The organism is Kribbella sp. NPDC002412, assembly GCF_053592935.1.
In genome coordinates, this window is record NZ_JBSFBL010000002.1 from 244,620 (window position 1) to 265,210 (window position 20,591).

The 20,591-nt window shown below is 70.1% G+C and carries 19 protein-coding genes; 11 read left to right on the forward strand and 8 right to left on the reverse strand.

What is annotated here, in order from left to right; all coding sequences use genetic code 11:
- From ACWCOV_RS02950 to ACWCOV_RS02975, 6 genes are all read right to left on the reverse strand, one after another.
- Nucleotides 1-993, reverse strand: coding sequence for a hypothetical protein (locus ACWCOV_RS02950; RefSeq protein ID WP_449827523.1), 993 nt, complete (start codon nt 991-993; stop codon nt 1-3).
- Nucleotides 990-2,144 carry a hypothetical protein gene (locus ACWCOV_RS02955; RefSeq protein ID WP_449827524.1) on the reverse strand — a complete coding sequence of 385 codons (1,155 nt, stop codon included), beginning with the start codon at nt 2,142-2,144 and terminating at the stop codon, nt 990-992. Before ACWCOV_RS02955 ends, ACWCOV_RS02950 begins: the two co-directional genes overlap by 4 nt.
- Nucleotides 2,145-2,172: 28 nt before the next feature.
- On the reverse strand, nt 2,173-3,951 hold the full coding sequence (locus ACWCOV_RS02960; RefSeq protein WP_449827525.1) for a 3-hydroxyacyl-CoA dehydrogenase family protein: 1,779 nt from the start codon (nt 3,949-3,951) through the stop codon (nt 2,173-2,175).
- Nucleotides 3,952-4,015: 64 nt separating this feature from the next.
- Nucleotides 4,016-4,495, reverse strand: coding sequence for an NUDIX domain-containing protein (locus ACWCOV_RS02965; protein WP_449827526.1), 480 nt, complete (start codon nt 4,493-4,495; stop codon nt 4,016-4,018).
- Entirely contained in the window at nt 4,465-5,286 is an 822-nt protein-coding gene (locus ACWCOV_RS02970; RefSeq protein WP_449827527.1) for a class I SAM-dependent methyltransferase, read from the reverse strand. Before ACWCOV_RS02970 ends, ACWCOV_RS02965 begins: the two co-directional genes overlap by 31 nt.
- Nucleotides 5,287-5,342: 56 nt before the next feature.
- Complete coding sequence (locus tag ACWCOV_RS02975) at nt 5,343-5,666, reverse strand: hypothetical protein (RefSeq protein ID WP_449827528.1); 324 nt, start codon at nt 5,664-5,666, stop codon at nt 5,343-5,345.
- 73 nt (nt 5,667-5,739) lie between these two features.
- On the opposite strand from ACWCOV_RS02975, the gene nucS reads away from it, so the two are divergent.
- The gene (gene nucS, locus ACWCOV_RS02980) at nt 5,740-6,399 is read left to right on the forward strand and encodes an endonuclease NucS (protein WP_449827529.1); all 660 of its coding nucleotides are present in this window, start codon (nt 5,740-5,742) and stop codon (nt 6,397-6,399) included.
- On the opposite strand, the gene ACWCOV_RS02985 is transcribed toward nucS, so the two are convergent.
- Nucleotides 6,396-8,273, reverse strand: a complete 1,878-nt coding sequence (locus ACWCOV_RS02985) for a M4 family metallopeptidase (RefSeq protein WP_449827530.1) — start codon at nt 8,271-8,273, stop codon at nt 6,396-6,398. The genes nucS and ACWCOV_RS02985 overlap by 4 nt on opposite strands.
- Before the next feature lie 265 nt (nt 8,274-8,538).
- On the opposite strand from ACWCOV_RS02985, the gene ACWCOV_RS02990 reads away from it, so the two are divergent.
- Together ACWCOV_RS02990 and glmS are read left to right on the forward strand one after the other, a co-directional pair.
- Nucleotides 8,539-8,820 (forward strand): hypothetical protein, encoded by a 282-nt coding sequence (locus tag ACWCOV_RS02990; RefSeq protein ID WP_449827531.1) that lies wholly within the window; start codon nt 8,539-8,541, stop codon nt 8,818-8,820.
- Nucleotides 8,821-8,865: 45 nt separating this feature from the next.
- Nucleotides 8,866-10,686, forward strand: coding sequence for a glutamine--fructose-6-phosphate transaminase (isomerizing) (gene glmS, locus ACWCOV_RS02995; protein ID WP_449827532.1), 1,821 nt, complete (start codon nt 8,866-8,868; stop codon nt 10,684-10,686).
- Nucleotides 10,687-10,741: 55 nt separating this feature from the next.
- On the opposite strand, the gene glsA is transcribed toward glmS, so the two are convergent.
- Nucleotides 10,742-12,148 carry a glutaminase A gene (gene glsA, locus ACWCOV_RS03000; protein WP_449827533.1) on the reverse strand — a complete coding sequence of 469 codons (1,407 nt, stop codon included), beginning with the start codon at nt 12,146-12,148 and terminating at the stop codon, nt 10,742-10,744.
- 181 nt (nt 12,149-12,329) lie between these two features.
- Between glsA and ACWCOV_RS03005 the strand changes: the two genes are divergently transcribed.
- The 8 genes from ACWCOV_RS03005 to mmuM all read left to right on the forward strand — a co-directional run bounded on the left by ACWCOV_RS03005 (nt 12,330) and on the right by mmuM (nt 20,573).
- A complete protein-coding gene (locus tag ACWCOV_RS03005) occupies nt 12,330-13,457 on the forward strand; it encodes an L-talarate/galactarate dehydratase (protein WP_449827534.1) in 1,128 nt (375 codons plus the stop codon).
- Nucleotides 13,454-14,146 carry a FadR/GntR family transcriptional regulator gene (locus ACWCOV_RS03010; protein WP_449827535.1) on the forward strand — a complete coding sequence of 231 codons (693 nt, stop codon included), beginning with the start codon at nt 13,454-13,456 and terminating at the stop codon, nt 14,144-14,146. Before ACWCOV_RS03005 ends, ACWCOV_RS03010 begins: the two co-directional genes overlap by 4 nt.
- Before the next feature lie 154 nt (nt 14,147-14,300).
- Complete coding sequence (locus tag ACWCOV_RS03015) at nt 14,301-15,203, forward strand: LysR substrate-binding domain-containing protein (RefSeq protein ID WP_449827536.1); 903 nt, start codon at nt 14,301-14,303, stop codon at nt 15,201-15,203.
- Between the two features lie 81 nt (nt 15,204-15,284).
- Nucleotides 15,285-16,199 (forward strand): 5-dehydro-4-deoxyglucarate dehydratase, encoded by a 915-nt coding sequence (gene kdgD / locus ACWCOV_RS03020; RefSeq protein ID WP_449827537.1) that lies wholly within the window; start codon nt 15,285-15,287, stop codon nt 16,197-16,199.
- The gene (locus tag ACWCOV_RS03025) at nt 16,196-17,518 is read left to right on the forward strand and encodes an enolase C-terminal domain-like protein (protein WP_449827538.1); all 1,323 of its coding nucleotides are present in this window, start codon (nt 16,196-16,198) and stop codon (nt 17,516-17,518) included. The genes kdgD and ACWCOV_RS03025 overlap by 4 nt, the downstream gene beginning before the upstream one ends.
- A gap of 76 nt (nt 17,519-17,594) precedes the next feature.
- On the forward strand, nt 17,595-18,674 hold the full coding sequence (locus ACWCOV_RS03030) for an esterase-like activity of phytase family protein (RefSeq protein WP_449827539.1): 1,080 nt from the start codon (nt 17,595-17,597) through the stop codon (nt 18,672-18,674).
- A 41-nt stretch (nt 18,675-18,715) separates the two neighbouring features.
- Nucleotides 18,716-19,642, forward strand: coding sequence for an FAD-dependent oxidoreductase (locus tag ACWCOV_RS03035; RefSeq protein WP_449827540.1), 927 nt, complete (start codon nt 18,716-18,718; stop codon nt 19,640-19,642).
- Nucleotides 19,632-20,573 (forward strand): homocysteine S-methyltransferase, encoded by a 942-nt coding sequence (mmuM, locus tag ACWCOV_RS03040; RefSeq protein ID WP_449827541.1) that lies wholly within the window; start codon nt 19,632-19,634, stop codon nt 20,571-20,573. The genes ACWCOV_RS03035 and mmuM overlap by 11 nt, the downstream gene beginning before the upstream one ends.
- Nucleotides 20,574-20,591: the final 18 nt, after the last annotated feature.

Consider the following 20,591-nt stretch of genomic DNA (forward strand, 5'->3'; position numbering starts at 1 on the left):
TCAGCCGTAGGCCCGGACGACCTCGCGGAGCCAGTGCTCGACGTGCACGACCCAGGCGGCGCACTCGATCTCGTCCGCGTGCTCCAGCAGCCGGTGCCAGGACACCATCCGGTGCACCGCGTGCAGCGGCTCGGCGAGCTCGAGCTCGCGGCGCAGCACGTCGAGCGGCGCGAGCTCCGACCACTCCTCGAGGTACGCCGTCACGATCTCGTCGTCGACGTCCTCCCGCACGCTCCCGATCGTCGCGAACGGATGACCCCACACCGCGTCACCGAAGTCGAAGAACCGGAACGGACCGGCCGGATCGGGCCGGAACACGTTCCGCGCGTGCAGGTCGTTCTGATCGAGAGCCATCGGTACGGCGCCCGGCAGCAACCTCTCCACCCCGGACAAGGTGTCAGCGGCCCGCCGTACGCCGTCAAGCGTCGCCTGATCGGGACGCAGCGGGTGATCGTCGGCCAGGTCCGCGAACCAGTCCGCCACGTGGTGCATGGCGCCGGGCAGGCGGGGCGGTGCGAGTGACGTGAGCCCGCTGGCGAGCAAGGCGCTCTCCACCGGGACGCTGTCGCGCTGCAGAGCGGCGTACTCGACGACGAGCCGATGCCATTCGGCACTCTCGTCGTCGAGGGTCGGTCCTTGGTCGGCGGTCAGGAACCAGCCGCGCTCCGGCTCGATCGCCAGCGGGGCGACGACGTGCTGCGGCAGCGCCTCCGACATCGCACCCACCAGGGCAGCCTCGAACGCCTGGCCGGGGTTGTTCTCCTTGAACCAGAACAGCCCGTGGTCGGTCGGATAGCACCAAACGGCCGCCCAGAAGCGGATCTTGTACGGCACCGGGTCACCGGACACTACGGTCCCGGTCCCGGCCAACTGCGTCCGCACCCACGCGTCCGCCTCGGCAAACCAGTCGTCGCCGGTCCAGCGCCGTACCCACTGCCCTTCAGCGTCGGGCAGCAACGACCGCGCAAGCGGTGCGGGCCTCGGCTCGATCATCCGCCCAGCGTAGGTCTCCGCTTCGGCAGCAGCACGCAAATTACGGCGACGGCCAGCAGGACAGCGGCCGCGATGAGGAGGGTGCTGACCGGGCGAGGCGGGTCGAAGTCCGGCTCGGTCGCGGCGGCGGCCAGGCAGGTGAGCAGCGTCAGACCGAGCAGCCCGGTGGTCATCGCCGCTAGGCGTGCCATCAACGCACCGGCGGACAGGTCGAAGCCACGGCCGGTGAAGCGGAGGCCGCGGCGGCTGGGCTGACCCGCGTGCTGGCCCCAGTCCTCGAGGACGTGACGCGGAATGCTGATCCGCTCGAGGTTCGCCAGGCAGCGGGTGAGCGACTCCGGGGTGAGCGGCTGGTCGTCGTACAGGACCAGGGCTGTGCTCGCGATGGCCAGCGAGATCGGGCGGGCGTCGAGCAGCGCCTGCGTGGTGCGGGGATGCAGGACGGCGGTCAGGTACCGCGCGTCGTTGCCGATGACATCGAAACTGCGGTTGAACTCGGCGCTCTCCAGCGTGATGTCGGACCGGGACAGGCCACCCGGACGGACCTCCACCGGCGGCAGCGCGGCCGACAGCCGCGTCGCGACGAACACCGACAACCGACGCCGTCGGCACACCAGCCCGTGCCACTGCAGCCAGCGCACCTCGAAGGCGGTTCCGCCCGGAGTCTGTACGACGCTCCGCACGCTCCACGCCCGCCCGACCGGCAACGGCAGCGGCGGCAGGTCCAGCTCCCGCGGATCGAGCAAATTCCAGCCGTTGCGCTGGGCAACGTCCTTCAACGCTCGCGACGCCGTCTGCGGCCACGAGTACACCAGCACCACCGCTGCGAGGACGAGAATCGCCAGCAACGGCAGTACGGCGATCACGATCGCCGGCCCCGCGTCGTACGCGGACCAGACCAGCCGGACCAGTACGGCGCCGACCGCGGCCAACGCGATCCAGCGGGCCACTGTCGCCGTACCGGAGGAGATCCGGAGCAGCACCCACGCCACCGGCAGCACCAGAACCGCGACCAGGAACATCAACGAGGACCACCCGGCCCACTCCGCGCCGACGACACCGGGCATCCCGATCAACCCGATCCCGGTACACACCAGCAGCAACGTCGCGCAGACCCCCACAAGATCCCGCTGGTACTTCATCCTCCGCATGCCCCGTGAGTCTTCCACGGGGTCAGGTTCAGCTGCTGTAGTCGCGGAAGCCGCGGCCGGTTTTGCGGCCGAGGTAGCCGGCGGTGACCAGGTGCTCGAGGAGCGGGGCCGGGGCGAAGCCGGGCTCGCGGAACTCCAGGTAGAGGGTGCGCTGGATGGCCAGCGAGACGTCCAGGCCGACCACGTCGAGGAGCTCGAACGGGCCCATCGGGAGCCGGCAGCCGAGCTTCATCGCGGCGTCGATGTCGTCGACGTTCGAGTAGTGCGCCTCGAGCATCCGGACCGCGTCGTTCAGGTACGGGAACAGCAGCGCGTTCACGATGAACCCGGCCCGGTCGCCGCACCGCACCGGGTGCTTGCCGGCGGCAACCGCCAGCGCCGCGACCGTGTCGGCCACCTCGGCCGACGTGCTGACCGTGCTGACCACCTCGACCAGCTTCATCACCGGCGCCGGGTTGAAGAAGTGCAGGCCGACCACGTCACTCGGCCGCTTGGTCGCCATCGCCAGGTCGATCACCGGCAGGCTGCTGGTGGTCGTGGCCAGGATCGCGCCCGGCTTGCAGATCTCGTCGAAGGTCTCGAACAGCGCCTGCTTGACGCTCAGCTCCTCGACCACGGCCTCCACCACCAGGTCGACGGTCGCCAGGTCGTCGAGCTTCGCCGTGCCGACGATCCGGCGCAAGGCCGCGTCGCGCTCCTCGGAGGAGAGCTTGCCGCGCTGGACGCCCTTCTCCAGCGAGCGCTCCAGGGCGGCGCGGACCCGGTCGACCTTCTCGGTGCCGCGGGCCACGTAGAGGACGTCGTACCCTGCCTTGGCGCAGACCTCGATGATGCCGACCGCCATCGTGCCGGAGCCGACCACGCCGACCTGCTTGACCGGCCGGACCGCCGGCGCGTCGCCGGCCGTCGAAGGCGTGTGCTCGTCGTCGACCACGACCGGGGAGTCCGGCGCCTCGTAGGTGTAGAAGCCGCGGCCGGTCTTGCGGCCTAGCAGCCCGGCGGTGACCATCTGCTTGAGGATCGGGGCCGGGGCGTGCAGGCGGTTGCGGCCCTGCTTGTACATCGTGTCGAGGATCTCGTACGCCGTGTCCAGGCCGATCAGGTCGAGCAGCGCCAGCGGGCCCATCGGGTAGCCGCAGCCGAGCCGCATCGCCGCGTCGACGTCCTCACGGGTGGCGTAGCGCGACTCCACCATCGAGACCGCGTGGTTCAGGTAGCCGAACAGCAGCGCGTTGGCGATGAAGCCGGCCCGGTCGGCGGCGACCACCGGGACTTTGTCCAGCCGGCGGGCCAGCTCCTGCACGTCCTCAACCACGTCGGGCTCGGTGACGACGGTCTTGATCACCTCGACGAACTCCTGCACCGGGGCCGGGTTGAAGAAGTGCATGCCGACGACCCGGCGCGGGCGCTCGGTGGCGACCGAGATCTCGGTGACGGACAGGCTGGACGTGTTGGTGGCCAGGATGGCGTCGTCGCGGACGATCTTGTCCAGCGCGGAGAACACCTCGCGCTTCAGCTCGAGCCGCTCGACCACGGCCTCGATCACCAGGTCGCATTCGGACAGCGCCTCCAGCGAGGTGGCGAAGGTGACCCGGTCGAACAGCGCCTGCTGGTCCTCGACGGACAGCTTGCCGCGCTTCACCGCCCGGTCGGTCGAGTGCTGGATGTGCCCACGGCCGCGCTCGGCGGCCGCCTCGTCGCGCTCGACGCCGACCACGGTCAGCCCGTTGCGCGCGAACACCTCGGCGATCCCGGCGCCCATCGTGCCGAGACCGACCACACCCACCGTCTTCAGTTCCCGAGCCATGCCCCGAACTATGCCAGTCCGCCCAGTGGTCCGCCCATGAGCTGAGTCACCCCCGAGTCCAACCTCACACCTCCTCGAACACCGCCGGCGACTCCAACCACCCGTCCAGCAGCCACTGCGGATCCGGCGCCTGGTCCAGCGCCGCCGCGACCGGCTTCGGCTTCAGGTCCCGTCCGGCGAGCTCGCGCACCGGCAGCCAGACCGCCCTGTAGCTCCCCCGCTCCGACTCCGGCGGGCTGGTCATCTCCGGCCCGTCGCCGGTCCCGAACTCCCCGCCGATCTGCTCGGCCAGGTAGTACTGCTGCGTGCCCTGCCCGAAGTGCACCACCGCGATCAGCCCACGAATCTTCACGAGCAGCCCGAGCTCCTCGTACGCCTCCCGCCGGGCCGCCTCCGGCGGGCTCTCGCCGTGCTCGACCTGCCCGCCGGGCAGCACGTGGTACGTCGTCCCGTCGCGAACCCGCTCAATCGCCGCCAAGCCATCGGACGTCAGCAGCACGATCCCGGCCCGGATCACGAGCGCCTGGCCAGCACGTGGAACCACCAGCCGATCCGCGTCTCACCGCGGCTGAGTTGCTCGACCGTCCAGCCGGTGGCGGCGAGCAGTTCGCGCAACGGCTGCTCCTGCCACAGGACGAAGTGCCGCGGCAGGTCGAGGTTCCGGTTCGACCACGCCTCGCCCTTGCCTTCCCGCGTGGTGAAGGCGAGCACCGGTGCGGCCCGGGCCGCCTTCCGGAGCACGCCGGTGAGCTGCGCCCGGTCGAAGTGCAGGAACACCGCGTCCGCGAACACCGCGTCGTACGGCCCGCCGAAGTCGTCCGTGATCGCGTTCAGCCGCTCGGCGTCGTACCCCTCCGCTCGCATCATCTCGACGAACGCCGAGGTGGCGTCGGTCCGCCGTACGACGAGACCTCGTCGCTCCAGCTCGATCGCGTCGCGGCCGGTCCCGCTGCCGAGCTCGAGCACGCGCGCGCCGGGGGCGAGCGCCCCGTCGAGCAGGTCGATGAGCAGCGTGTTGGGCTCGGCCGGGATCGACTCCCGGAACTTCTCGGCCGCCTGCTCGTACGTCGCCAGCGTCACCTCGTTGTTGGTCGGCACCCGCGTCCACCCGTCGCCGGTGTGCTCCACGACCGCGGGCAGCCGCAACCCGAGGTCCACCCCGAGCACAACCACGGTCTCGCCCCGATGCAGGTCCGCAATCGCCTGCAGCTCCTCGTCAGGCCGCCGTACCAGCTCAGGTACGACGGTCAGCCGCACGCCGAGCCCCTCCGCCAGCCGCGCCCCGGCCGCCGCGTCGAACGGCCCCGCATAGACCTGCGCAACCCGCTCCCCCACCACCGGCTCCACCACATCCCCAGGCAGCAGCAGTATCCGAGCCGGACAGATGAGGTTCATCCGCGCACGTACTCCAGCGCCTCGGCGGCATAGTCCGGCCACACCGCGGACTGGGCCAGCGGAATCACCACCCACTCCTTCATCGGGCGGCCCATGCCGGGGTCGAACGGCTCCACGCCGGGCAGCGCGAGCGCCTTCTCCCGCGGCTGCGGCGGCAGCTTGAACGTCATCGCGTCGCCGAGCATGCCGGCGACCACCTTCTTGCCGATCTTGAGGCAGGGCATGCCGAACATGCTCCCCCGGACCACGCCGGACGACTCCAGTCCGGCCGCGACCGCGTCGTACTCCGAGACCGCCTGCTCGCTGGGCTTCGGGATCATGCCCACCAGCCTGCCACTCCCGGCGGCCAGGTGGCGTGGGTTCCGGGCCGATCGTGGACTACGGTGCTGTGTCGTGCGCTTGGTGATTGCTACCTGTTCCGTGGATTACTCCGGTCGGCTGACGGCTCATCTGCCGATGGCTCCCCGGTTGCTGATGGTGAAGGCGGACGGATCCGTGCTGATCCACGCCGACGGCGGCTCCTACAAGCCGCTGAACTGGATGTCCCCGCCGTGCAAGCTGACGGAGGAGGAGGGGGTCTGGAGTGTCACCAACAAGGCGGGTGAAGAGCTCCGGATCACGCTCGAGGAGGTGCACAGCGACACCGCCTACGAGCTGGGCACCGACCCCGGCCTGATCAAGGACGGTGTCGAGGCGCACCTGCAGGAGCTGCTCGCCGAGCACGTCCACACCTTCGGCGAGGGCTGGACCCTGGTACGGCGCGAGTACCCGACCGCGATCGGCCCGGTCGACCTGCTCTGCCGCGACGCCGACGGCAGGCACGTCGCGGTCGAGATCAAGCGCCGCGGCGAGATCGACGGCGTCGAGCAGCTCACCCGGTACGTCGAACTCCTGAACCGGGACCCGATGCTGGCCCCGGTCCGGGGCATCTTCGCCGCCCAGCTGATCAAGCCCCAGGCCAAGGTCCTCGCCACCGACCGAGGCCTGGAGTGCCTGACCGTCGACTACGACGCGCTGCGCGGCATGGAGTCCGACGTACTGCGTCTGTTCTAACAGGCCTCCACCGCGTCGACGATGAAGCCCTGGGCTGTGACGGCTGGGTCGGTCAGGAGGCGGACGGAGCCGGTCGACGTGCTGATGCACGGTGACGTGGCTCCGTTGCGATCCAGGCCGGTGTAGCGGGCGAGCTCGTTGCCGTTGCCGTCGTACACGATCACGTAGTCGAAGTCCTTCTCGGTGTCGAGCAGGCTGAAGTGGAACGCGAACCCGGCGGTCCCGTTGTCGTAGGTCCAGGTGCAGTCGCCGTTGTTGCCGTACGGATGTGGCGATTCGAACGGGATCTCGGCGTCCGGGTCACTGACGCACGGCGGTGGTGGCGGGGTGGCCGGCGTACATCCGGACTTCACGCCGACGGCCGCCCAGGCGGCGTTGATCGCGGTCGCGTTGGCGCCCGCCACGGCCACGGTGGCGTTCCGCGCGTCGCACATGTTCGCGAACTCCGGCAGGCTGGTGAACCCGTCGTAGAACACCGACCGCGCGGCGTTCAGCCCGATCGCCGGCACCACCACGTCGCAGTCGGCGGTGTGCCGGTGGCCACCGGAGCCGACCGTGTCGCAGCCGGCGTTGCGGCCGCCGTTGACGGCCAGGTAGTAGGCGTGGTTCGGGATCCCGCTGTTGCTGTGCACGAACCCGTTGTCCGCCTCGCCGACCAGCTTCTCGCTGTAGTGGTCGGGGTCGGCGTCCTCCATCGGGTCGCCCATGTTCCGGAAGCCGGGGGCGGCGTCGGGCGCCAGGATGACGTCCTCGCCGATCAGCCAGTCCGGGGTCGCGGCCGGGTCGCGGCCGTTCTGCGCGGCGTAGAACTCGATCGTGTTGCCCATCATGTCGCTGAACGCCTCGTTCAGCGCCCCGGACTCGTTCTCGTAGATCAGGTTCGAGGTGAACTCGGTGACGCCGTGGGTGAGCTCGTGCCCGACCACGTCCAGGCCGCCGGACAGCGGGAGACAGGTCATGCCGTCGCCGTCGCCGTACGTCATCTGCTCGCCGTTCCAGAACGCGTTGCAGTACCGGTTCGCGAAGTGGACGGTCGAGATCAGCGTCATGCCCTCGTTGTCCAGGCTGTTGCGGCCGAAGACGCCGAGGTAGAAGTCGTCGACCACGTCGGAGTAGTAGTGCGCGTCCACACCCGGCGCCTGGCTGGGTGACAGGAACTTCGGCTTGTTGAAGGTCCAGTGGTCGTCGCTGTCGGTCATGATCACGCCCGGCTGCACCTGCTTGTTGCCGGCGTCGTACGTCTCCTGCCGCCCGTTGGCCGAGCGCAGGTAGAAGGTGCTGCCGATCCGGATGGTGGAGAACGTCTTGGTGTCGCCCTTCACGCCGGTCCCGTCTCCGTGCGCGAGGGCGTCGTACTGCTTCTTCACCGCGCCCGAGGTGGCGTCGACCCACTGCACCCACCGCTGGTCCGGGCGCTGGTTGACGACCTGGTGGAAGAGCCGGCCGTCCTTGGGGTCGATCCGGAGCGTCTCGGACCACTTGCCGCCAGCGCCGACCCGCTTGGCGGCGATCCCGCGGGCGGTCGAGGCCGAGACCGAGGCGCTGTTCTTTGCCTTCAGACCCGGGAAGTACGCGCCGATCACGGCGCTGGTCCTGCCGGCCTTGTCCGTCAGGACGGTCAGCTGGCCGCCGAGGACGCGCGCGGCGCCGACCATCTGCTGGTAGTGGGTCTGGGTCCCGCCGCCGGCCCGGTCGGCCGTCCAGACCTTCACCATCCCCGGAGGTACGGCGAAGCCGCGGGCGTCGGCGCCGGACAGCGCGATCGACCCGCTCGGGAGCGGGGTGGGGGCCGCCGGCCGGGCGGTCGCGGTGGCGCCGCCGGCGGTGACCAGTGCGAGGGCCGCGAGGGCGGCCACGACAGGTGATCGGTGCATGACAGTGACCTTCCGGTCGAGCGGATGTCGACGGGCCGGCCGAGCCCGGGCCCCGAGGGTCGCCCCGTCCAAGGCCAGTCCTACGCCCGGCCCCCGGCACCGGCAAGATCACGAGCACCTGGTGTGGGGATTTCCCTCACGCTGGAGAACAGGAGTAAGGTCCACGGCCGGGAACGGTCTGGTCACCTTCCGTCGAAACAGCGAAATCTGCCCGATTTCGGGCAAGAGCTTGGCTTTGACCCCGGAAACGCTGCACAGTTGACGCGTGATCAGTGAGGCAGCGGCGGGTCCGGTGGACGAACTCGCCGAACAGATCAGCCGGACCACCGGCCTGCCACCGGACGACGCGCGCCGAGTGGTCGCCGACGTCCTGGCCTACTTCACCGAGACGACCGAGGAGTACGTCCGGCGCCGGCACCGAGAGCTGCAGACCTACGGCGCCCGCAACGACGAGATCTTCGCCCGGCTCGGCTCCGAGCTCCGGCACTGGCCGGTCCGCTCACCCGAACTCTCCGCCCGGCAGCTGCGACGGATCGTCTACGGCTGACGGGTCTGACCTCAGACAGCGACAACCTCCGAAAGGCATGAACACATGTGCGGAATCGTCGGGTACGTCGGCACCAAGCCGGCCGCGCCCATCCTGGTGGACGGACTGGCGCGGCTGGAGTACCGCGGCTACGACTCGGCGGGTGTCGCCGTACTGGGGTCCAGCGAGCTGAAGGTGCACAAGGACGCGGGCCGGGTCCGCGAGCTGGAGGCGTCGCTGCCGAAGCGATTCGGCGGCAAGCTCGGCATCGGCCACACCCGGTGGGCGACGCACGGCGGCCCGAGCAAGGACAACGCGCACCCGCACGTCAGCGGCAACGAGCGGATCGCGGTCGTGCACAACGGCATCTTCGACAACGCCGGCGCGCTGCGCGCCCAGCTCGAGGACGCCGGCGTCAAGCTGCGCTCGGAGACCGACACCGAGGTGCTGGCGCACCTGATCGAGCAGTCCGACGGCGCCACCCTCGAGGAGAAGGTGATGGCCGCCCTGCGCCGGATCGAGGGCACCTACGGCATCGCCGTGATCGACCTGGAGTTCCCGGACCGGATCGTGGTCGCCCGCAACGGCAGCCCGCTGATCCTGGGCATCGGCGACGGCGAGATGCACGTCGCCTCCGACGCTGCCGCGCTGATCCGCTACACCCGCCAGGTCGTCTACCTGGACGACGGCGAGCTCGCCACCGTCCGCGCCGACGGCTACCGCACCTTCACCCAGGACGCCGCGCCGACCACCAAGACCGCCAAGACGGTCGAGTGGGAGGCCGACGAGTACGAGCGCGGCCTGCACGAGCACTTCATGATGAAGGAGATCCACGAGCAGCCGGACGCCGTCAGCCGGGCCATCCGCGGCCGCCTGGACGAGCGCTTCCACACCGTCCACCTGGGCGGCCTGAACATGGACGCGCGGGAGGCCCGGGAGATCAAGCGGGTCAAGATCCTCGGCTGCGGCTCGGCGTACTACGCGGGCCAGATGGGCGCCCAGTTCATCGAGGAGGTGGCCCGGATCCCGGCCGACGCCGAGCCGGCCTCGGAGTTCCGCTACCGCAACCCGGTGGTCGAGCGCGACACCCTGTACATCGCCGTGAGCCAGTCCGGCGAGACGCTGGACACCCTGGTCGCGGTCCAGGAGCTGAAGCGCAAGGGCGGCCGGGTGATCGGCCTGGTCAACGCGGTCGGCTCCAGCATCGCCCGCGAGGTCGACGGCGGTGTCTACCTGCACGCCGGCCCGGAGGTCTCGGTCGCGTCCACCAAGGCGCTGACCAACATGGCGGTCGCGTTCGCGATGCTCGGCATCCACCTCGGCCGGATCCGCGACGTCTCCCCCGCCGACGGCCGCCGGCTGATCGAGGGCCTGAAGAAGCTTCCCGGGCACATCGCCGAGATCGTCGCCCAGGAGGAGGAGCTGGCCAAGATCGCCGGCCGGCTGTCCCAGCACGAGAGCCTGTTCTTCGTCGGCCGGACCCGCGGTTACCCGGTGGCCCGCGAGGGTGCGCAGAAGCTGAAGGAGATCTCCTACCGGCACGCCGAGGCCTACCAGACCTCGGAGCTGAAGCACGGCCCGCTGGCGCTGATCTCGCCGGACGTGCCGAGTGTCGCGATCGTGCCGGACGACGAGCTGCTCGACCGCAACATCGGCGCGCTGCACGAGATCGGCGCCCGGTCCGGCCCGCTGTACGTCGTGACGCACCCGGGCGTGGACGTGCCGGACGGCGTGGCGGCGCAGATCGTGGTGCCGAAGAACGAGCCGGAGCTCGACCCGATCCTGCTCACCATCCCGCTGCAGATCATCGCGTACTACGCGGCCGTTGCCCTCGGCCACGACGTCGACAAGCCGCGCAACCTGGCGAAGTCCGTCACCGTGGAGTGACCGTCCGCTGAACCGCCGCAGCCCCCGATCTCCTCGACGGGGGCTGCGGCGGTTTTCAGAGGGTCTGGCCCCATTGGTTGCGGCCGGCGCCGCCGGCGCGGTGGGCGCCCGTCTTCGCTCCCTGGGAGCCCTCGCGTCCCGGCGTCGGCATGCCCCCGAGCGCCCGCCGAACGGTGTCGGCGATGGCGGCCTGCTGATCGGCCTGCCGGCTGCGTTCGGCGCCCAGCCCCTTGTACGGGTGCAGGCCGAACTCGTTCACCAGCCGGCGGCACACCTCGACACCGCGCACCGAGTTGCCGGCCTCGTCCAGCCGCGGCGAGAACGTCACCACCGCGAGCCGCTTGTCCGGCACCACCATCATCACGTTGCCGGAGACACCGCTCTTGGACGGCAGCCCGACCTGGTCGGCGAACTTGCCGGAGTCGTTGTACATCCCGCTGTGCCCCATCACCGACAGCACCCGGCCGGTGGTCTCCCGGGAGAACACCCGCTCACCGCTGTACGGCGCGATGCCACCATTCGCCAGCGTGGCACCGGCCGCCGCGAGCCGGGACGCGTCCACCTCGAGCGAGCAGACCTGGAAGTAGAACTCCGCGGCCCGTTCGGCGCCCTCCCGGCCGCGCGCTCCCTTGAGCATCTGCTCGGCGGCCATCAGGCTGGCCAGGCCGCGGTTGCCGTCACCGGTGTCCCGCTCGGCCAGGAAGGTCTCGACGTCCGACCCCGGCGGCCGTCCCATCATCGCCGTCCAGGTCTCCTTGACCGTGCGCATCCGCGCGGACTCGTCGCTGCCCGAGTCGACCAGCGCGAGAGTTCCGATCGCGCCGGCGTTGATCATCGGGTTGAGCGGCCTGCGGTGCGCGTCCAGCGAGAGCTTGTAGTCGTTGAAGGTGCCGCCGCTCTGCTCCTGACCGACCCACTGGTGCACCTCGTCCGCGCCGAGCTCTTCCAGCGCCATCGCGTAGCTGAACGGCTTCGAGGTCGACTGCACGCTGAACGGCAGCTGGGTGTCGCCGACCTCGAACACCTGCCCGTCGGCGGTGCAGATCGCGATCCCGAACCGCGCCGGGTCCGCGTCCCGGAGGGTCGGAATGTACTGCGCGACCTCGCCGTCCCGGTTCGGTTCGACCTCGGCGTAGATCCGCTGCAGGCCGCGGGCGAGCTCCGCGAACTCGGCCGGCGACACGGCCAGGTCGCCTTGCAGGGCGCGCTGGACGATGCCGTCGCCGTGCTGCGCGATCGCGACGAACTGCTGGTAGTCGATCTGCACCGGCTGGCTGTCGATCCCGAGCGGCTTGCCGTCCGGGTCGCGCAGCTCCGCGAGCGCCGCCCGGACCCGGGGATCTCCTGGCTGGATCCCGCCCCGGCCCAGCGGGCTGAGCAGCTCCCAGGCCCAGACCCGGCCGTCGCCGTCCTTGTCGAGCGCGTCGAACAACCGGCGGTGCGTCAGCTCCGACACATCCATCGCAAACCCCTTCCCCAGATGACGGGCTGGCCCAGACAGTGGGCGCGCGCGACGGCGTTGTCGGGCGAAGCAGCAGCCTTTCCGGCCCGTGTTTCCGGTCTGGATCCACGGTGTTACGCCGGGGTCAAACGGTGCGGCCCCGCAGGTCGTCGTACAGGTTGGCTACTTGTATGATGACTGGATGCCGAGTGATCAGATCCGCCACGTCCGTCTCTCGTCCGTCGTCCTGCCGCTCGACCAGCCGATCAGCGACGCCAAGGTGCTGACCGGGCGGCAGCGGCCGATGACCGAGATCGTGTTCCTGTTCGCCGAGATCGCGACCGCGCAGGACCAGCGCGGGATCGGGTTCAGCTACTCGAAGCGGGCCGGTGGGCCGGCGCAGTACGCGCACGCCAAGGATGTCGCGGCGAACCTGGTCGGCGAGGATCCGTCGGACATCGGGAAGGTGTACGACAAGCTGCTGTGGGCCGGCGCGTCGGTCGGCCGGTCCGGGGTCGCGACCCAGGCGATCGCGGCGATCGACATCGCGCTGTGGGACCTGAAGGCGAAGCGGGCGGACCTGCCGCTGGCGAAGCTGCTCGGCGCGCACCGGGACTCGGTCCGGGCCTACAACACCTCCGGCGGGTTCCTGCACGCGCCGATCGAGGAGGTCAAGGAGCGGGCGTCGAAGTCGCTGGCGGACGGGATCGGCGGGATCAAGATCAAGGTCGGGCAGCCGGACACCCGGATCGACCTGGACCGGGTCCGGGCCGTGCGTGAGCACCTGGGCGACGACGTGCCGCTGATGGTCGACGCCAACCAGCAGTGGGACCGGCCGACGGCGCTGCGGTTCGGGCGGGTGCTGGAGGAGTTCGGCCTGGTCTGGATCGAGGAGCCGCTCGACGCGTACGACGCCGAGGGGCATGCGCAACTGGCGGCCGCGCTGGACACACCGATCGCGACGGGCGAGATGCTGTCGAGCGTCGGGGAGCATGTCCGCCTGATCGAGGCGCGGGCCGCGGACATCATCCAGCCCGACGCACCGCGGATCGGCGGCATCACGCCGTTTCTGCGGCTGGCGGCGCTTGCCGACCACAACGGTCTTCAGCTCGCGCCGCACTTCGCGATGGAGATCCACCTGCACCTTGCGGCGGCGTACCCGCGCGAGCCGTGGGTCGAGCACTTCGAGTGGCTGAACCCGTTGTTCAACGAGCGGTTGGAGACCCTGGACGGCCGCATGCTCGTCCCGGACCGCCCCGGCCTCGGCTTCACCACCAGCGAGCAGTGCGCGGCGTGGACCGTCGACGCCTGCGAGTTCGGCACCCGATGAGCAAGCGCGGGCTGGCGCACGAGGTCGTCGAGGAGCTCAAGCGGCGAATCCTCAGTGCGGAGATCTCGCCCGGCGACAAGCTGCCTGCGGAGAACAGCCTGGTCGAGGAGTTCGGGGTCAGCCGGACCGTGGTGCGGGAGGCGGTCTCGCGGTTGCAGGCGGCCGGGTTGGTGGAGACGTTCCAAGGGCGTGGGTCGTTCGTGCTAGAGGTTCCGGAGCGGGCTGCCGGATTGCGGCAGGTGCGGTCGCATCGGGACGTGCTGGAGCTGCTGGAGTTTCGGATCGGGGTGGAGATTGAGGCGGCCGGGCTGGCGGCGGTACGGCGTACCGAGCACCAGCTGAAGGCGATCGAGCGGGCGCTGGACGACTTCCGGCGGATCGGGGACGACCCGAGCCGGTCGGTCGAGGCGGACTTCGCGTTCCACCTCAAGGTCGCGGCCGCGGCCGGGAACCGCTTCTACACCGACCTGATCGACTCGCTCGGCCCGATGATGATCATGCTGCCGCGGACCCGCCTCGACCCGGCCTACGAGATGTCCGACGCGACCCACCTCACCCGCGTCGTCCTCGAGCACGAGAACATCTACGCCGCGATCGCGCGCCAGGACCCGGACGCGGCGCGGGCGGCGGCCCGGGTGCACCTGTCGAACACCCGGCACCGCCTCACCAGCGAGCGGTATTCGGACTGAAGTCAGGCTGCACGGTCCGCATGTACGACGTGTCGTCGCGCTTGCGGATGCCGGCCGCCAGGTACTGCTCGTGCAGAGTGCGTGTCGCAGATCCCGGCCGCCGATAATGCCTGTCCAAGGCCGATAAGGCATCGAGTGATACCTTTCGGGAATCATGTTCTCGCTCGACCAGCTGAGCGCCTTCGTCGCCGTCGCCGAGGAGCTGCACTTCGGCCGTGCCGCCGAGCGGCTGAACATGACGCAGCCCCCGCTGAGCCGCCAGGTGCAGAAACTGGAGCGCGCCGTCGGGGTCCAACTGCTCGAGCGGGACAACCGCCGGGTGGTGCTGACGGAGGCAGGCCGCGCCTTCCTCGCTGAGGCTCGCCGCGTGCTGGCGCTCGTCGAGACCGCCGGTGACCTGGCCCGCCGGGTCGACCAGGGCGCCGCCGGCACCCTCCGCCTGGGCTTCACGGCAACGTCGGCGATCCGGACGCTCGGTCCACTGCTGCGGCGGCTCTCGGAAGAGTTGCCGGGTGTCGACGTCATCCTGCACGAACGGGTCACACCCGCGCAGATCGACGGTCTGCTGCGCGGAGAGCTGGATCTCGGGCTCGGCCGGCCGCCGTTCGACTCCCGGCTGCTCGACTCCCGGATCGTGTCCCGGGAGCCGTTGTGTGCCGTTGTCCCGAGCAACCATCGGCTCGCTTCGCTCGGCCGGCCGTTGGCACCCGAGGACTTCGGCGGCGAGCAGGTGATCAGCTACTCGCCGACCCAGGCACGCTACTTCCACGAGCTGACGGTCCGGTTCCTGGCCGACTCCCATCCGCGGATCGAGCAGCGGGTGCAGCAGATCCTCACCGTGATCCTGCTGGTCGCGGCCGGTCGTGGGGTCGCGCTGGTCCCGGCGTCGGCGCGCAGCCTCGGCGTCGAGGGAGTCACCTTCTGCGAGGTCGGCGTACCGGGCGAACCGGTCGAGCTGCACGCGATCTGGAACCGCGAGTCGACCAACCCGGTCCTGCACCGAGTGCTCACGATGCTCCACCACCCCGCCTCCCCGCCGGAGGCGGGTGCTGTGTGATGGTGGATGATGCTCTCAGAGCATCAATAGATCTAAAAATGATCTTGGACAGGCATCGGAAAGCGCTTCTACCGTGACGGCGTGACCCACTTCTCCCCCGCCGAACTGGCCGCACGACTCAAGACCGGACTGCTCTCGTTCCCGGTGACGCACTTCCACGCGGACCTGAGCTTCAACGAGGCCGGCTACCGCGAGCACCTGGCCTGGCTGAGCCAGTACGACGTGGCCGGCCTGTTCGCCGCCGGCGGGACCGGCGAGGGGTTCTCGCTGACCGCCGCCGAGATCGACACGGTCGTCCGGGCGGCGGTGTCCGAGGTCGACGGCAAGGTCCCGGTGATCGCCCCGGCCACCGGCGGTACGGCGTCCGCGATCGAGCAAGCCCGGGCCGCCGAAGCCGCGGGAGCCGATGGCGTCCTGCTGCTCCCGCCGTACCTCACCGAAGCGGGCCAGCGTGGTTTGATCGAGCACGTGTCCGCCGTCTGCCACAGCACCTCGCTCGGCGTCACCGTCTACAGCCGGGCGAACGCGATCCTGACCGACTTCTCGGTCGCCGAGCTCGCGGACCGCAACGAGAACCTGGTCTGCCTGAAGGACGGGGTCGGGAACATCGAGATGATGACCCGCACCTACGCCCGGGTCGGCGACCGGCTCACCTACATCGGCGGCCTGCCGACCGCGGAGACCTTCGCGCTCCCGCTGCTGCAGCTCGGCGTCAGCACCTACTCGTCGGCGATCTTCAACTTCGTCCCCGAGTTCGCCCTCGGCTTCTACGCCGACGTGCTGGCCCAGGACCGCGCGTCGGTCTACCGCAAGCTGAACGCGTTCGTCCTCCCCTACCTCGACATCCGGGACCGCACGAAGGGGTACGCGGTCTCGATCGTCAAAGCCGGCGTCTCCGCGATCGGCCGCTCCGCCGGACCGGTCCGCCCACCCCTGCAGAACCTGACCGACGACGAGCTCGCCCAACTCACCGACCTGATCGGGAAGGTCAAGTGACTCCGACCGTCGCGTCCGTCGAGGTCGTGCCCGTCGCCGGGTACGACAGCATGCTGCTGAACCTGAGTGGGGCGCACGGGCCGTTCTTCACGCGCAACGTGGTCGTCGTGACGGACAGCTCGGGCAACACCGGGGTCGGCGAGGTGCCGGGTGGCGAGAAGATCGCCGCGACGATCAGGGAAGCCGCCGAGCTGGTCATCGGGCAGGAGATCTCGCGCTACCGGCAGCTGTTGCGGGCGGTCTCGCAGACCTTCGGCGATCGGGATGCGGGTGGCCGCGGACTTCAGACCTTTGACTTGCGTACGACGGTTCACGCGGTGACCGGGCTCGAGTCTGCACTGCTCGATCTGTTCGGGCAGCATCTCGGCGTACCGGTGGCTGAGTTGCTGGGTGACGGGCAGCAGCGCTCGACGGTGCCGGTGCTCGGCTACCTGTTCTATGTGGGTGATCCGGCGCGGACCGATCTGCCTTATCTGACCGGCGACGGGTTCGGCGATCGATGGTCGGCGTTGCGCCGGCAGCCGGCCTTGGGCCCGGATGCGGTGGTGGCGCTGGCCGAGGCGGCGCAGGAGCGGTACGGGTTCGCGGACTTCAAGCTGAAGGGTGGCGTGTTCGAGGGCGCCGCCGAGATCGAGGCGGTGACCGCGCTGGCGCGCCGGTTCCCGTCGGCGCGGATCACCGTCGATCCGAACGGAGCCTGGCCGGTGCGCGACGCGATCGCGTTGTGCTCGGGTCTGGACGACGTACTCGCGTACGTCGAGGACCCGTGTGGCGCGGAGGCGGGGTTCTCCGGCCGCGAGACGATGGCGGAGTTCCGGCGGGCGACGGGCCTGCGTACGGCGACCAACATGATCGCCACCGACTGGCGCGAGCTCGCCCACGCGATCCGCGCCGACGCGGTCGACATTCCGCTCGCGGATCCGCACTTCTGGACGATGGCCGGGTCGGTCCGGGTCGCCCAACTGTGCAACGACTTCGGGCTGACCTGGGGCTCGCACTCGAACAACCACTTCGACATCTCGCTGGCGATGTTCACCCACGTGGGCGCGGCGGCGCCGGGTGCGATCACGGCGCTCGACACGCACTGGATCTGGCAGGACGGGCAGGCGCTGACCAAGGAGCCGCTGCAGATCGTCGACGGCGCGATCGCCGTACCGAGTGCTCCGGGGTTGGGCGTCGCTCTGGATCGCGATGCGTTGCAGGCCGCGCATGAGCTCTACCTGCAGTACGGCCTGGGTGCCCGGGACGACGCGGTGGCGATGCAGTACTTGGTGAAGGACTGGGCTTTCGATCCGAAGCGGCCCTGTCTGGTGCGCTGATGTTCACCTGGTGTTGCGCGCGGTAGGTTTCCATCGGTTGCAGTCGTCCAGACCTCGCCCTCGCCGGAGGAATGTCATGCGCTGGCACAAGCCGCTCGCCGCTGCCGTAGTCCTGACCGCACTCACCACGACGCTCAGTGCTTCGGCACACCCCGCTGCCGGTGGTTCCTGCTCGCCGGATGCCCGGTTCCTCGGGTTCAGCGACGCGCTCGACAAGACGACGTTCGACGGCCAGCCGGTGGCCGGTCTGTCGGCGCTGAACGTGACTGGCCGGGACAGCGCGGTCGCGTTGGTGGACAACGTCGGGACCACGCCGGCTCGGGTGTTCGACCTGAAGATCAGCAGCAAGCCGACGGTCAGCGTGGACGGGATGACGATCCTGCGCCGGCCGGACGGAACGCCGTACACGGGCGCCGACTTCGACGGTGAAGGACTGGTCGTCGAGCGTGGCGACCGGACCATCCTCGCGACATCCGAGCGGGAGCCGTCGATCCGCCGGTTCCAGTTGTCGGACGGGCTGCAGATCGGCTCGCTGCCGGTGCCCGCGCGCTTCCAGGTCGCGCCCTCCGGCGAGGCGACGACCAACGCGACCTTCGAGTCGCTCGCGGTCAGCAAGGACGGTCGGTCGCTGTACGCCGGAATGGAAGGACCGCTCGCGCCCGACGGCACGGACGCCGACGGTCGCTCGCGGAACCGGATCATCCGGTACGCCGGTTGGCCCGGCCACGACTACCGTCCGGCCGCGCAATACGCCTACAAGACCGACCCGGGTCTTTCGCTGGTCGAGCTGGCCGTGGTGGACCACGACACGCTGGTGTCGATGGAGCGGACCTTCGTCGCGGGGGTGGGCAACACGATCCGCGTCTTCACGGTGTCGCTGCGTCGGGCCGCGGACGTGACCGCGCGGGCGTCGCTGGCGGATGCGCCGGACCAGGTGTTCCTGCAGAAGAAGCTGTTGTTCGACCTGGTGAACTGCCCGCCGTCGGGTGCCGTCGCCAAGCAGCCGCAGCCGAACCCGCTGCTGGACAACGTCGAGGCGCTCGCGCTCGGCGGCTACCTGCCCGGCGGCAAGCGCCAGCTCTACCTGCTGTCGGACGACAACAACGGCGCCACCCAGATCACCCGTTTCTACTCGCTGGCGGTCGAGCTGCACTGACTCACGTGGCGTGCGGACGCCGGTCGGGTGACAATGTGTGAATGCGCGTGATCGTTGTCGGTGCGGGCGTGATCGGGCTGAGTTGCGCCGTCCGGCTGGCCGAAGGTGGGTACGAGGTGGCCGTGCTCGCCCGCGACCTGCCGCTGGAGACCACCTCGGCGGTGGCGGCCGCGATCTGGTACCCGTACCTGTCCGCGCCCGAGGACCGCGTCGCGGCCTGGTCCAGGACGTCGTACGACGAGTTCGCCAAGCTGGCCGAGATCGAGCCGTCGGTGCGGATGCGGCACGGGCGGGAGTTCCTGGTGCACCGGATGCCGGATCCGCGCTGGGCCGACGTACTGCCGGATCTGACCAGGGTCTCGTCGCCGCCGACCGGGTTCGAGGACGGGTGGGCGTTCACGGCGCCGGTGATCGAGATGCCGGTCTACCTGCAGGCGCTGGTCAAGCGGCTCGAGCAGGCCGGCGGAACGCTGACCCGGGCTGCGCTGTCGGCGCTGCCCACGACGGCGGACGTGGTCGTCAACTGCACCGGTCTCGGTGCGCGCCTGACCGCCGCCGACCCGACCGTCACGCCGGTCCGGGGGCAGGTGATGACGGTCGAGCAGTGTGGGCTGACCGACTGGCTGATCGCCGATCGCGCGCCCGACGACCTGACCTACGTCATCCCGCGCGAGAAGGATGTCGTTGTCGGCGGCACCAGTCAGCCCGGCGACTGGAACCTGGCCGTCGACCCGGCGACTGCCTCCCAGATCCTCGACCGGGCTGCTGAGTTGGTTCCGCAGCTCCGGAAGGCGAAGGTGATCCGGCATCGCGTCGGCCTCCGTCCGGCGCGGCCGACGATCCGCTGCGAGCTGGTCCGCACGACGACCGGCGAGCCCGTCATCCACTGCTACGGCCATGGCGGGTCGGGCGTGACGCTGTCCTGGGGCTGCGCCAACGAGGCCTTCGAGCTCATCCATGACATTTGACGGGACATCTGACCGGCCGATCATCCTCGACGGTGGTATGTCGAACGCGCTCGAGGACCGGGGTCACGACCTGTCCGACGCCCTGTGGTCTGCCCGCCTGTTGCGGGACGCACCGGCGGAGATCGCTGCAGTGCACCGCGCGTACTACGAAGCCGGCGCGATAGTCGCGACCACGGCCAGCTACCAGGCCAGCGTCCCCGGCTTCGAACGGTTCGGCGTCGACCGGACCGAAGCCGAACGCCTGATCGCCGACAGCGTCCGCATCGCCCGCGAAGTCCGCGACTCCCTCCCCGGCGATCAGCTCCCCGGCGACTCGCTCACCGGCGAGCGTCGCCACGCGCTGCCCGGTAGGCGCCGCCTCGTCGCCGCCTCCGTCGGCCCGTACGGTGCCGTGCTCGCCGACGGATCGGAGTATCGCGGCCGGTACGGCGTGCCCGCTGCCACCCTCCGCGACTTCCACGGCCCCCGCCTCGAGCTGCTGATCGAGGCCGGCCCCGACCTGCTCGCCGTCGAGACGATTCCCGATCTCGACGAAGCCGAAGTCCTGGTCCAACTACTCGCGGAACTCGACTTCCCCGCCTGGTTCTCCTACTCGATCCACGGAGCACAGACCCGAGCCGGCCAGCCGCTCGAGGAAGCCTTCGCGATCGCCGACCTCGAACAGGTGGTTGCGGTCGGCATCAACTGCTGCGCCCCCGAAGACGTGCAGCACGCGGTCGAGACAGCCGTGGCCGTCACCGGCAAACCAGCAATCGCCTATCCCAACAGCGGCGAGTCCTGGGACGCCGGCGGCCGTCGCTGGACCGGAGCCGCCACCAACTCCACCTCCCTCGCCGCCAACTGGCTGACCGCCGGAGCCACCTACCTCGGCGGCTGCTGCCGAGTGGGCCCCACCGACATCCGCGCCCTGGCGGCTCAGTTCTCCGCGTAGACGATGAGCTTGTTGCCG